A 13,246-nucleotide genomic window follows, 5' to 3' on the forward strand; every position below is an offset into this window, starting at 1 on the left:
ATATCGCTACTATACTTATAGAAACAGCAAAAGGAGGAATAGAATGAAAGACAGTTACGACAATTATTTAAAGCGCTTTCAACAGTGGTTACAGGATGTAAACGATCACGAGCTTAAAAGCTTACAAAAAGCCTTCTATGACTTTCAAAAAGAGCTGGCAGCCCTTGGCAAATATTCAAAAGAGCAAATAGAAGATTACAGTTATTACGTAAAACGTGATATTGAGGAGTTTAATCGCCTCAGAAAAGAACACAAAGAAAACGACTTCGCAAATGAAGAGTTTAATGAAGAATGGTGGTTAGCGCTGTCACATTTAGTTGATAAAACCCAATTAGAATGGTCATTACTCCTCGATGATTTTGAGCACAATGGTATTTATAAACAAGGCGAGTGGGTATCGTTTGGTGAGTTTCAATGTAAAGCCTGTGGTGAAGTGAAGCACATTACACATCCAAGCCAATTAAGTGCGTGTATTGAGTGTGATGCCATTGAGTTTCATCGTATCGCCAGCGCGCCATAAATATTTTAACTTTCTGATGTTATTTTTTAAGGACTTAAGTAGACTCACACAAAAGCTATAGCGAGCAAGCGCTAATAAGGACGGTAGTATTATGAAAATTGGCGAACAGAATAAACTTGGTGTTGATGTACTTGCACCGCAAATAGAATTGCACGCAATAGAAACTTGCATGGCGCAAGCATATCCTGATGAATACACAATTATTGGACAAAAGCGTGCACAAAGTGCCATTGATTTTGCGCTAGGAATGGAGCTGCCAGGTTACAATATTTACGTGATGGGTGAACCGGCACTAGGTCGTTTTACCATGGTGCAAGAAAAACTAGTAGCGCAAAGTCGCACCAAGCAAACCCCACCTGATTGGCTTTACTTAAACAACTTTGACGAACACCGTCAGCCAAGTGCGATTTTTATGGCTGCAGGCGAAGGTAAGCTATTTAGTGATGATATAGATTCGTTTATTGACGAAATTCTAGATACCTTTCCAGCCGCATTTGATAACCCTAATTATCAACGTCAAAAGAAAGCAATTGATAGTAGTTTCAACGAGAAATACGATGAAGCGCTCGAGATCGTAGAAAAAATTGCTAACCAACATAATGTGGCGTTATTTGAAGAGTCGGGTGTAATTAGTTTTGCCCCGGTAATTGATGGTAAGCAGTTAGATGACGCTGAATTTTCAAGCCTTGATGACGAGCAAAAGCAGTACTTTTACGATGTAATATCTCGCTTAGAGAACGCACTTAATGAAGCGCTAATTGAATTGCCAAGATGGAAACGTGAATCATCGGAAAAGCTACGCGAACTAAAGCAAAAAACGGTAGAAACCGCAATAAAACCACTGCTAAAAGATTTAGAGCATAAATACACCAGCCATTTAGGCATTGTGAAGTATTTAAAAGACCTTAAAGCTGAGTTAATAGACGCAGTATTAGAGTGGCTGGCAGAAGAGAGCGACGAAAACAATAAAGAAGACTTAGATAAGCGCGCAATGCTAACCGAATACATTGCGCCAAACATTTTAGTGAGCCACAAAGAAGAGGGTGCCCCTGTTGTCTATGAACCAAATCCAACGTTTGGCAATATTTTTGGCAAGGTAGAATACACCTCGCAATCGGGTTCCATTGTTACCAGTTTTCGTTCGATTCAATCGGGCGCGCTGCACCGTGCAAACGGTGGTTACTTAGTGATGGATGCGGAAAAACTGATGGCTAATAGCCAAGTTTGGGACGCACTAAAATTAAGTTTAAAGAGTAAACAAATTAAAACAGATCTTGCCGCACAAGATTCGAGTGTCGGTGCAAGCTTCACGTTAAAACCGCAGCTTATTCCCCTTGATGTAAAAATAATTTTACTTGGTTCACGTGATTTGTACTACGTAATGCAAGAGTATGATGATGAGTTTAACGAACTTTTTCGTGTGCTCGCCGATTTTGATTACCATATTCCGGCAACCGATAAATATCAGTTCCAACTGATCAGTCGGGTGCAAAAATACGCGACAGAAACATTAAAAATGTCACTTTCAGCCCATGCGTTTGCAGCGCTTTTGCGCTTTAGTCACCGCCAAGCTGAACATCAACGCAAGCTTTCCGCACGCTTTGCCGATGTGATTGAATTAACCAACGAAGCTGCGTTTTTTGCACGGCAAGATGGTGAAACCACAATTGAAGCGGCGCATATAGACGAAGCGCTTGCTGGTAAACAATATCGTACAGGCCAAATAAGCGAATCCTTTATGACTGAGATTAAAGAAGGTCATGTGCTTATACAGACTGAAGGTACGCAAGTGGGCTGTGTTAATGGCTTAACTGTTCTGCATATCGGAGATACTAGCTTTGGTACGCCAGCGCGAATTACCGCGACAGTCTACGCAGGTAGTGATGGCATTGTTGATATTGAGCGTGAAGCTGACCTTGGTAAATCAATTCACAGTAAAGGCGTAATGTTACTTACGGGGTATTTAGGTAATAAATACGCGCAAGATTTTGCACTTACGTTGAGCGCTAATATTGCCATAGAACAAAGTTATGGTTCGATTGATGGTGATAGTGCATCACTTGCTGAGTTGTGCGCATTGGTTTCAGCCATCACGCGTTTACCGATTAATCAAGGTATTGCGCTTACAGGCTCAATTAACCAGCACGGTGAAGTGCAGGCAATTGGCGGCGTGAATGAAAAAATTGAAGGCTTCTTTAAGCTCTGCCAGATGCGCGGTTTTAATGGTGCACAGGGCGTGATTGTGCCGCAATCTAATGTGCATAATTTAGTGCTTAATGCACAAGTGCTGGAAGCGGTTGAAAAAGGGCTGTTTAGTATTTATGCGGTAAGTACAGTTGATCAGGCGTTTGAAATTTTACTGGGTAAACAAGCTGGCGAGCTCTCTGCCAAAGGTACTTATGGTAAGGACACAATTCACGACTTGGCGCTACGTCGTTTAAGCCATTTTGCTGAAGTGATTAATGGCGGTGTTGAAGAATAAACACGTAAGCTAATAAACCGATAAAAGCAGCGGAATCGCTGCTTTTTTATTTTAAGTACTGCTGAAGCTTGTCTAATAACAACGTTTTTTCTATTGGTTTTCCAATCCAGTCATTACATCCAATCTCGTGATAGCTTTGAATATCCGACTGCATAATATTCGCGGTGAGTGCGATGATTGGCGTGCTGGTATCGTTTTCTCTGATTTTGGTGGTTGCTGTTTTGCCATCCATAACCGGCATTTGCATATCCATTAAAATTAAATCAAATGAATCGCTTATAGCTTCTAATGCTTGTAAACCATTGTTCACTATTGTTAGCTGCGCTTTGGTTGGCTGTAACATTGCCTTAACTAATACTTGGTTAATAGGGTTGTCCTCAACTAGCAATAAGCGCTTTTCGCTGAGGTTGATAATCTCTTCGGCTTGCGCGTTTTGATTTTGTGCATCCTCTTTGGCCCGTGTTAGTGGAATTCTGATGGTAAAATTTGTGCCTTTATTTAATTCACTCGTAACATTTATGGAGCCACTCATCAGTTTTATTAACGATTGTGCGATTGGCATACCAAGGCCTGTGCCGCCGTACTTACGGGTAATGGAATCGTCAGCTTGCTCAAAACGTAGGTACAGCTTATCAATGCTTTTTTCACTCATACCAATGCCAGTGTCATTAACTAAAAATGTGATAAGTGGTTTATTGGTATTTGGCAAAATAGACAGAGTAACACTGCCTTGTTGGGTAAATTTAATCGCATTAGAGCAGATATTCAGCAGTACTTGCTTAATACGTGTTGGGTCGCCAATCCATAGGTCGTGCTCTACCTGATTTAAAATATTAAACGCGATGTTTTTTGCCAGCGCAGTTTGGATCAGATCTGCATGTAAATTAGCGAGTAGCTCACTAAGTTTAAATGGTGTGCACTCTAACGATAATTTACCGGCTTCAATTTTCGAAAAATCAAGAATATCGTTTACAACCGTCATTAATGCTTTTGTTGAATCGAGCGCATCTTTCACGTAGCTGCTAGCGACTTTATTGAGCTTTAATTCATTTAACAGTTGTAAATTACCGTACACACCATTCATTGGTGTGCGTATTTCATGGCTGGTGTTGGCCAAAAAGGCACTTTTCGCATTGTTAGCACTCTCGGCGACTTCTTTCGCGTGTTTTATTAAACGCTCTTGCTCTTTGCGCTCGGTAATATCGCGTATTACGCCTACAAAGTGGTGTTCTTCGTCGAGTAAAAGGTGGCTAATCGTTAATCCAATGGGAAACTCATCGCCATTTTTACGTTTTGCAATTAAATCTCGATTTTTACCAATAGCTGAAGGCGAGTGCTTTACGCGATAGTTCGCAACAAACTCGTCGTGCTTTTCAGCAAACTCGTTATTCATTAGCAAGGTGACATTTTTGCCAAGTACTTCACGTGATTGCCAACCAAACATAGATTCGGCACTTGTGGAGAAGAGTTTAATATGGCCTTTTTGGTTAATAACGATAATTGCATCAGAGAGGCTAGCAAGTACAGCGGCTTGCTGTCGTTCGCTGATTGCGATACGTTTATTTGCACTGTCGAGAGAGGCTTGTGTGGCTTTCTCTTGCTGCAATAAAGTTTCATTAGAGCTTTGTAATTGACGAAATAAGTATCGCTCGTTTTGCAGGGCAAACCATAATGCTACACCATACGCTAATAGCCTCAGTAAGTGCCACCCCCACCATGAAATATCCCATAAGAATGATTGCTGAAACATGATGGCGGCAAAGCCAAACATTGAGCAGTGTAAAATAAACAGTAAGTCATCACTTTTCTTAAATTGCTTATAAAAAAAGAAAAGCTTGATTGCAGCTAATAACAAGGCAATGCCACCAAACATATTCATAAAGGTGGCTAATGAGGTAAAGCGTTGTTGCTGCACCATAATGGGTACTTGTTGCGCAAAGATAATCGAAACTGCAGAAATAATGAGGCTTAACAACAAAATCATAAAGACAAAACGTGTGCTAATGGCTTTTGTAAATTTCGGTTTAAGCAATACTAATGCGAAGAGTAGCCCGCCAAAAAATGTGGCTAAAGAATGCAACCAAACAAATAAGTTACCCGGTTTGACTAAAGCATGGGCAATATCGAATATGCCCATTGCGCCAATCGCCGCAGCGATAACTAAATTAAAGCTAGTGCCGCGTCTACTTTGTTCCAAATTGATTAATAGGAAACACACTAATAGCGCAATAACACCACCGATCACTTCCACTGTGCTGTGAAATGGAACATGTTGCCAACGCCATTGAGACAAGGTAGTCTTTGCCAGGGCAAAGGTTAACAGATGAATAAATGCGCTCAGCAAAATCGTAATGACAATGGTTTTACTAAAGCGCAATGGCGAACTGGGCTGTTTAAGCAAATGTGTGCCTTAAGTATCTGACAAAAAAGGTAACACATTAAATTTAGACGTCATCGCGTGATAACACAATAACGCCGTTATTAATTATGGTATGCTCTTTTGCTTTTGTCGTTGGGCAATTAAACTTGCTATAAAACAAAGCAGTAGAGCGATGTATAACGCACGGTCGCCATACTGGCTGTAAAATGTTTTACCAGTGGTGAGTGGCAGAGTAAAACGCTCTAACGCCGCTTCAAATTGGGGTAAATATTGTCCGTGTTTGGCGATTGGGTCGTACACGCCGCTCACGCCGTTGTTGGTAACACGAACCAAGGGCATACCCAATTCAAGGGCACGCATGCGCGCAATTTGCATATGCTGGTGGGGGCCGTGAGAATTACCAAACCATGCATCATTACTTACCGTAAATAAAATATCAGAATCTTGCTGATAGTTACCACGTACTAAGCTACTAAATGCAATTTCATAACAAATCGCAGGTAACACATGATAACCATTAGCGATTAAATTAGCTTGTTTTGCTTCGCCTCGGGTGAACGAAGAGTGGTCAAGGTCAAACAGCGGCGCAATCGGTCTTAATATTTCTTCAAATGGTACAAACTCACCAATGGGTAGTAATTGGTGTTTGCTATAGCGATTGTGATGCAAGTAACGATAGTGACCTTGCTGGTCGTTAGCATGCTTTTTGCCGACTGCTATTAAGTTGTTATAAACCGTTTTCGTACCGAGTTGGTAATCAATAATGCCTGTAATAAGCGCGGTATTATTAAATGCCGCAGCTTTATCAAGATTAGCGAGGTAATCGTCAACCAGTACTTCAATTTCAGGAATAGCAGCTTCGGGCCAAACAATTAGGTCAGCTTGCCAATTTGGACGAGTCATATCTTGATATTTCGCCATGGTTGGCCAGAAATTTTCAGGCGCGAAGCGTAATTCTTGTTTGATATTGCCTTGCACCAGTACGACATCAATCGATTTGTCTCGGTAGCTTACTGACGGCGAAAAATGCGCTAAACCGAGTGCTAAAAAAAGCACAGCTGCAATCGCAATTGCTGGCTTAAAACTGCGTTGGCTCAGTGCGTAAATAGCAAAACCCAGCAATAAACTCACAACAGTTAATCCTGTTTCACCTATCCAAGGGGCAAGGCTATTGAGCGGACTGTCTGTTAGCGTATAGCCAAAACTTAACCATGGAAAGCCTGTGAGCAATGTACCGCGCAAGTATTCCATCAAGATAAATAATGGAATAAAAAGTGCTAAATACGTTATAGATAAGGTGTTTTTGTTACTGAATTTATGGCTAAGCCAGCAGGTAAGGGTTGGGTATAGCGCAAGGTAAGAAACCAATATCAACATCAACAACAGTGATGCAATTAGCGGTAAGCCACCAAACTCTGCAATGGATACATGCACCCAACTTATGCCCGCACCAAACCAACCTAGGCCAAAGATAAAGCCCTGGCTAGCAGCCGTTTTAGCGCTGACATTTCGATTAAGGTAAAAAAGAGTGGCAATAGCAAAGGGCGCGATTGGCCAAAGATTAAAAGGTGAGTAACTAAATACCATTAAAATGCCGGCGATAAGCGCCAGCATTTTGTTTTTCATTGATGATAGGATCACGTTTAATTATCTGTTGATTCGTCTTCGTTGGTATCATCACTTTTTGGTAATGTAACCTGTACTTGAAGAATTCGGCGACTATCTGCGTTGGTGATTTTAAATTGAATTCCATTAATTTCAATGGTTTCACCGCGAGATGGCATATGGCCAAAGGCATGCAAAATAATACCACCTATGGTGCCGGCTTCATCGGTATCGAAGTAAGTAGAAAAGTGCTGATTAAAATCTTCAAGTGGCGTAAGCGCTTGTACTAAATATACATGCTTAGCAACTTGACGAATATCTTGTGTTTCTTCTTCTTCGTCGTGCTCATCTTCAATTTCACCAACGATGATTTCAAGAATATCTTCGATGGTAACAAGCCCAGAAACACCACCGTATTCATCAATTACAATCGCCATATGATAGCGTTGCTGACGAAACTCGTTGAGCAGGGTGTCTACACGTTTACTTTCTGGCACAACAACAGCTGGGCGCAAATAATCGCGAAGTGGAGGGTGCTCTTCTTGATTTTTTAAAATAAGCGGTAATAAATCTTTAGCGAGTAAGATGCCTTCTACATGATCTTTATCTTCGCACACCACAGGAAAACGTGAGTGCGATGATTCAACCATAACTGGCAACAATTCGGCAATTGTTTGTTCTACATCCAGTGTAATCATTTGCGAGCGAGGGATCATAATATCGCGAACTTTCAGTTCAGATACGCCCAAAACACCTTTCATCATGTCTTTGGTTTCTGGGTCAATAAGATCTCTTTCTTCAGCGTCGATAATAACTTCGACTAACTGCTCTTTATTCTGGGGTTCCCCTTGTAACATTTGGGAGATTTTGTCTAACCAAGTTTTACCAGAAGAACCCTGACTAGATTGCGAATTTTCGTCGCTCATAAGCGCTTTATTAGCTCCATTTATATAAAAATTAAGGATTAATTATTGGCTAATCCAAGCCTGTTATACCAAATTTAGTTTGAATTTCAAAAACAAAATTAGTCGCGATAAGGATCGTCGATATTTAAATCAGCAAGTAACTGTTTTTCTAACGATTCCATCTCTAATGCTTCTTCACTATCTATATGGTCATAGCCCATCAAATGCAAGCAGCCATGCACTACCATATGCGCAAAATGATCGTGAAATGCTTTTTCTTGCTCGATAGATTCTTGTAACACAACTTCAGGGCAAATAATTAAATCACCAATTAATGGCAGCTCAATGCCTGGTGGTGCGTCAAACGGAAAGCTCAGCACGTTTGTTGGTTTATCTTTACTGCGATATTCGTGGTTAAGTTGTTGACTCTCGTTTGCGTCGCTAATGCGAATGGTTAATTCGGCATCGGGCTTTAAATTCGCCAGCGCTTTATTTGCCCAAAGTTCAAATTGCTCGAATGTTGGCAAGTTGTCATATTCATGGGCGATTTGTAAATCCAGTTCAATCATGTTGCGTCTGACTCATTTTGCGCATTGGCTTTATCAAGCTCTTGCTGCTTTTTCTTTTCGATTTTCTTTAAGCGTTCAACTTCATCGTGTTTTTCGTACGCTTCTACAACCGCTGCAACAACAGGGTGGCGCACCACATCGTGTGACTTAAAGAAGTTAAAGCTAATCGCTTCTACATCGCTTAATACTTCAATGGCGTGACGAAGCCCTGAGCGCGCACCGCGGGGTAAATCGACCTGCGTAATGTCGCCGGTAATCACCGCCTTTGAGTTGAACCCAATACGCGTTAAGAACATTTTCATTTGTTCAACGGTCGTGTTTTGGCTTTCATCCAAAATGATAAAGGCGTCGTTTAAAGTACGGCCACGCATGTAGGCAAGCGGTGCCACTTCAATCACATTCTTCTCGATTAAACGCTCAACACGTTCGAAACCTAACATTTCAAAAAGTGCATCATAAAGTGGGCGTAGGTATGGGTCGACTTTTTGACTTAAATCACCCGGTAAAAAACCCAGTTTTTCACCTGCTTCTACCGCTGGGCGGGTAAGCAAAATACGGCGAATTTCTTGACGTTCAAGGGCATCTACTGCTGCAGCCACTGCCAAATAGGTTTTACCTGTTCCTGCTGGGCCAATACCAAAGGCAATATCATGCAACAGGACGTTTTTAATATAGGTTGCTTGGTTTGGGTTACGAGGCTTCACAACACCACGGCGGGTTTTGATAACAAGCTCGTCACGATATAAGTCATCGTCTTGTTCGAGTACCGTGGTTTCTTGAATCGTTAAATGCACCAGATCAGGTTCGATATCTTTGCTGATACCTTTAATCGGTTGTGTTTCGATGTAGAGATTTTTAATAATCTCTGTTGCCGCAATCACATTATGTGCGTTGCCGGTGATTTTAAAGTGGTTTTCACGATGGGCGATTTCCACACCAAGTCGACGTTCGATTTGTTTTATATTTTCGTCGAATGGACCACAAAGTGATGCTAGACGTTTATTGTCTGAGGGTTCGAGGTAAGTTTCTAACGTTTTTAACTGGTTACTCAAAATGGGTTCCTTGATTGGTGTGGCATCTGCCACACCAAATTAACATTTAGGGTGTAAATGTTGCTACACCCAGCTCATTCGCTTCTTGGCTTTGTGCTTTACCTAAAATATCGCTTGGTGCTACGTCTTTACGCAGATCCATTTCAGCTTCAGTGCGAATTAACTCACCACGCAGTGAATTTGGTAAGGCTTCGGTAATTTTTACATCAACAAACTGACCGATTACAGAATGCGGGCCTTCGAAGTTAACTACGCGATTGTTCTCAGTACGACCACGAAGTTCCATTGGATTCTTTTTCGATGGACCTTCAACTAAAATACGTTGCTCAGTGGCAAACATTTTACGGCTGATATCTTGCGCCATTTGCGTAATACGGTTTTGTAAAATGTATAAACGCTCTTTCTTTTCAGATTCTGGTACATCATCAGGTAAGTCAGCGGCTGGCGTACCAGGGCGCGCACTGTAGATAAAGCTAAAGCTCATATCAAAACCAATATCATTGATAAGGTTCATCGTCGCTTCAAAATCTGCTTTTGACTCGCCTGGGAAACCAATAATAAAGTCAGAGCTCATACTTAGGTTAGGGCGAATCTTACGTAACTTACGAATGGTTGATTTGTATTCAAGCGCCGTATGACCGCGCTTCATTAATGCAAGAACTCGGTCAGAACCGCTTTGTACAGGTAAGTGTAAGTGGTCAACAAGCTCTGGCACATCAGCATAGGCTTCAATGATGTCAGGTGTGAATTCTACTGGGTGTGATGTGGTATAACGAATACGGTCGATACCATCAATTGCCGCTACATAGCGCAGTAAATCTGAGAAATAACAAATTTCACCATCGTGCGTTTCACCACGATACGCATTTACGTTTTGGCCTAGTAGGTTTACTTCTCGTACGCCTTGCTCGGCAAGTTGTGCAACTTCAAGTAATACGTCATCAAGTGGGCGGCTTACTTCTTCACCACGCGTGTATGGTACAACGCAGAACGTACAATACTTAGAACAACCTTCCATAATCGATACGAACGCGCTTGGGCCTTCAGCTTTTGGCTCAGGCAAACGGTCGAACTTTTCGATTTCAGGGAATGAAATATCAATTACAGAGCCGCTTTCTTCTTGCACTTGTTTGATCATTTCAGGAAGACGGTGCAATGTTTGTGGACCAAAAACAATGTCTACGAAAGGTGCGCGTTGGCGAATTGTGTCGCCTTCTTGTGATGCTACGCAACCACCTACACCAATCACAAGATCAGGGTTGTCATCTTTTAACAGTTTCCAACGGCCCAACTGGTGAAATACTTTTTCTTGTGCTTTTTCACGAATCGAACACGTATTTAGAAGAATAACATCTGCATTTTCTGCTTCTTCAGTTAATTCATAACCATTGCTAGCATCTAATAGGTCTGCCATTTTTTGCGAGTCGTACTCGTTCATTTGACAGCCCCATGTTTTGATATGCAGCTTTTTACCCATGTTTTCGTGCCTCAACAAATTACTTACAGCTTAAAGGACGCGTATTTTATCCTTAAGCGTAGGTGGATTCAAATATGTTTGCAAAATCATCAGTGCTTATTTAGAAAAACAATTTATGAGTTAAATTTAACGCGATTTTTCTAAAAAAATATGAATCAAAATCAAACTTTTGTTAGAGGCTTACGTTAGAATAGTCGGCATATCAATCTGAAGGATTATGTCTTATGAGTTTATCTATTTGTATTGTCGGTGGCGGCATGGTGGGCGCAGCGGCCGCAGTGGCGCTTGCAAAACAAGGTCACACCATAACGCTAGTGGAAAATAAACCAATAGATGCCGTAAAAACACTTGAAGATGAACAAATTGATATTCGCGTGTCTGCACTTAATCTTTTCTCTGAAAATCTGTTGCAAGACTTAGGCGCATGGCAATATGTTAAGGCTGCGCGCAATGTACAATATAATCGTTTGAGTGTACAAGATCATCACCAAGCACCCTTGGTATTTTCCAATGAAGAAATTGGCGAGACTCATCTTGGACACATTATTGAAAATAGCATTATTCAGGCGAGTATCTGGCGTGCGTTTGCTGATTTAGCGATTTCAGTAAAAAGTGATTTAGGCCCGTTAGAGGGAATACTCGAACATAGTAACACCGTGAGTGTGTGTTTTTCATCACAGACGATAGACGCTGATTTAGTGATTGTTGCTGACGGTGCACGCTCTAAAACACGAGAACTGTTGGGTATTGGCACTACCGGTTGGCAATACCAACAAGCCTGCATGGGTGTGTTAATAAAGCTAGATGCACACGAGCAAGACATTACATGGCAAGAGTTCCAGTCTACGGGTCCTGTTGCATTTTTGCCGATGCAGGCACCTTATGCGAATTTAATTTGGTATAACCATGAAGATACACTAAATAAGCTCGCGACTGGCAGTAAAGCGTCACTTAAAAGCGCGATTTTGACGCATTACCCTGAATTACCGGGGGATTTTGAGATTCTAAATACAGCGGTGTTCCCGTTAACACGTCAACATGCAAACAATTACAGCAAAGGACGATGTGTATTAGTCGGCGATGCAGCACATGCAATTAACCCGCTTGCAGGGCAGGGCGTAAATCTAGGTTTTAAAGATGTGGCACAATTAGCTAGCAGTTTATCAAAAGAAGCTGATGTATTGAGTGCGTTAAAAGATTATGAGAAAAAACGACGCTTACCTAATCTTGCTATGATGAGCATGATGGATGCGTGTTATTTTGCATTTTCTAATGAATTAACACCGTTAAAGTTACTGCGACAAGGCGCTATTGCTGGACTCAATAAAGTCAGTCCGATAAAAAGTCAGATGCTAAAATACGCGGTAGGCCATTGTTTATAATGGCCTTTTTTATGCTTTTTTGTTTTTAAGGATCGATGAGTCCTCTAGAGACACTAGCAAGTCAATTCTCTTTTGCCGAAATCTAATTAAACGTTTTAGTTACACTTAGCTTGGCGTATTATTTGTTACGCTCTCGAGAGTACCATTCGTTATGGTTATGAACATTTCCCTAACCACGCTGAAAACACTATTGGACTGAATATCGTTAGATTTTCGCTTGCGATAAAATGCCTGTTTAGATAAGCCCGCTTACCCCAAATTTCATTCATCTAACGCTACGTATGATCATAATCTCAAAAGAATAGGTATTTTGCATAACGTTTTTAATCTAATTAAAACCGAGTCGTTATGGCGTAGGGAATAAATGTTGATTGTTAAGACTCGACAGTTAACAGAATAGCGTTAGCTTTTGATAACAGAGATAACAGAGATAACAGAGATAACAGAGATAACAGAGGAGATATAATTGAAAAATGGTGCGGAAGGAGAGACTTGAACTCTCACATCCGAAGATACTGGAACCTAAATCCAGCGCGTCTACCAATTCCGCCACTCCCGCACATGGGTATTTTTCAACAAATAAACTGTTTTGGTAGTCATGTTAAAAACATGGTGGCTACGCCCTGATTTGAACAGGGGACCCCATCATTATGAGTGATGTGCTCTAACCAGCTGAGCTACGTAGCCAATGGCTGGAGTACCAGGATTTGAACCTGGGAATGGCGGGATCAAAACCCGCTGCCTTACCGCTTGGCGATACTCCAACGAATACTCTTTCGAGTAAGTGATTAGTTTAGTTCTTATCGAGAACATGGTGCGGAAGGAGAGACTTGAACTCTCACATCCGAAGATACTGGAACCTAAATCCAGCGCG

At 41.3% G+C, this 13,246-nt stretch carries 9 protein-coding genes and 3 tRNA genes; 3 read left to right on the forward strand and 9 right to left on the reverse strand.

Annotated elements, in window-relative coordinates; genetic code table 11:
* Positions 1-43: 43 nt before the first annotated feature.
* Together AN214_RS03645 and AN214_RS03650 are read left to right on the forward strand one after the other, a co-directional pair.
* Positions 44-520 carry a zinc ribbon-containing protein gene (locus tag AN214_RS03645; RefSeq protein ID WP_054978458.1) on the forward strand — a complete coding sequence of 159 codons (477 nt, stop codon included), beginning with the start codon at positions 44-46 and terminating at the stop codon, positions 518-520.
* 91 nt (positions 521-611) lie between these two features.
* Positions 612-3,002 (forward strand): Lon protease family protein, encoded by a 2,391-nt coding sequence (locus AN214_RS03650; protein WP_054978459.1) that lies wholly within the window; start codon positions 612-614, stop codon positions 3,000-3,002.
* Positions 3,003-3,048: 46 nt separating this feature from the next.
* Here the strand turns inward: AN214_RS03650 and AN214_RS03655 are convergent, their stop codons facing one another.
* The 6 genes from AN214_RS03655 to miaB all read right to left on the reverse strand — a co-directional run bounded on the left by AN214_RS03655 (position 3,049) and on the right by miaB (position 10,990).
* Complete coding sequence (locus tag AN214_RS03655) at positions 3,049-5,403, reverse strand: ATP-binding protein (RefSeq protein WP_054978460.1); 2,355 nt, start codon at positions 5,401-5,403, stop codon at positions 3,049-3,051.
* An 84-nt stretch (positions 5,404-5,487) separates the two neighbouring features.
* On the reverse strand, positions 5,488-7,008 hold the full coding sequence (gene lnt / locus AN214_RS03660) for an apolipoprotein N-acyltransferase (RefSeq protein WP_054978461.1): 1,521 nt from the start codon (positions 7,006-7,008) through the stop codon (positions 5,488-5,490).
* A gap of 17 nt (positions 7,009-7,025) precedes the next feature.
* Positions 7,026-7,913, reverse strand: coding sequence for a CNNM family magnesium/cobalt transport protein CorC (gene corC / locus AN214_RS03665; protein ID WP_054978462.1), 888 nt, complete (start codon positions 7,911-7,913; stop codon positions 7,026-7,028).
* Between the two features lie 98 nt (positions 7,914-8,011).
* Complete coding sequence (gene ybeY / locus AN214_RS03670) at positions 8,012-8,461, reverse strand: rRNA maturation RNase YbeY (RefSeq protein WP_054978463.1); 450 nt, start codon at positions 8,459-8,461, stop codon at positions 8,012-8,014.
* Positions 8,458-9,513, reverse strand: coding sequence for a PhoH family protein (locus AN214_RS03675; RefSeq protein WP_054978472.1), 1,056 nt, complete (start codon positions 9,511-9,513; stop codon positions 8,458-8,460). The genes ybeY and AN214_RS03675 overlap by 4 nt, the downstream gene beginning before the upstream one ends.
* A gap of 46 nt (positions 9,514-9,559) precedes the next feature.
* The gene (gene miaB / locus AN214_RS03680) at positions 9,560-10,990 is read right to left on the reverse strand and encodes a tRNA (N6-isopentenyl adenosine(37)-C2)-methylthiotransferase MiaB (protein WP_010560397.1); all 1,431 of its coding nucleotides are present in this window, start codon (positions 10,988-10,990) and stop codon (positions 9,560-9,562) included.
* 224 nt (positions 10,991-11,214) lie between these two features.
* Between miaB and AN214_RS03685 the strand changes: the two genes are divergently transcribed.
* Complete coding sequence (locus tag AN214_RS03685) at positions 11,215-12,372, forward strand: FAD-dependent oxidoreductase (protein WP_054978464.1); 1,158 nt, start codon at positions 11,215-11,217, stop codon at positions 12,370-12,372.
* 474 nt (positions 12,373-12,846) lie between these two features.
* Here the strand turns inward: AN214_RS03685 and AN214_RS03690 are convergent.
* The 3 genes from AN214_RS03690 to AN214_RS03700 form a co-directional block, all read right to left on the reverse strand.
* A tRNA-Leu gene (locus AN214_RS03690) sits at positions 12,847-12,931 on the reverse strand.
* Between the two features lie 51 nt (positions 12,932-12,982).
* Positions 12,983-13,059: transfer RNA gene (locus tag AN214_RS03695), tRNA-Met, on the reverse strand.
* Positions 13,060-13,061: 2 nt separating this feature from the next.
* Positions 13,062-13,136, reverse strand: a tRNA-Gln gene (locus AN214_RS03700).
* Between the last annotated feature and the right edge of the window lie 110 nt (positions 13,137-13,246).

The organism is Pseudoalteromonas sp. P1-9, assembly GCF_001399975.1.
In the GTDB taxonomy this organism is placed as follows: domain Bacteria; phylum Pseudomonadota; class Gammaproteobacteria; order Enterobacterales; family Alteromonadaceae; genus Pseudoalteromonas.

Bases quoted from the DNA above. Each gene is read 5' to 3' on its own strand.
- miaB (WP_010560397.1), bottom strand. From the start codon at position 10,990: ATGGGTAAAAAGCTGCATATCAAAACATGGGGCTGTCAAATGAACGAG.
- corC (WP_054978462.1), bottom strand. From the start codon at position 7,913: ATGAGCGACGAAAATTCGCAATCTAGTCAGGGTTCTTCTGGTAAAACT.
- ybeY (WP_054978463.1), bottom strand. From the start codon at position 8,461: ATGATTGAACTGGATTTACAAATCGCCCATGAATATGACAACTTGCCA.
- AN214_RS03650 (WP_054978459.1), top strand. From the start codon at position 612: ATGAAAATTGGCGAACAGAATAAACTTGGTGTTGATGTACTTGCACCG.
- AN214_RS03645 (WP_054978458.1), top strand. From the start codon at position 44: ATGAAAGACAGTTACGACAATTATTTAAAGCGCTTTCAACAGTGGTTA.
- AN214_RS03685 (WP_054978464.1), top strand. From the start codon at position 11,215: ATGAGTTTATCTATTTGTATTGTCGGTGGCGGCATGGTGGGCGCAGCG.
- lnt (WP_054978461.1), bottom strand. From the start codon at position 7,008: ATGAAAAACAAAATGCTGGCGCTTATCGCCGGCATTTTAATGGTATTT.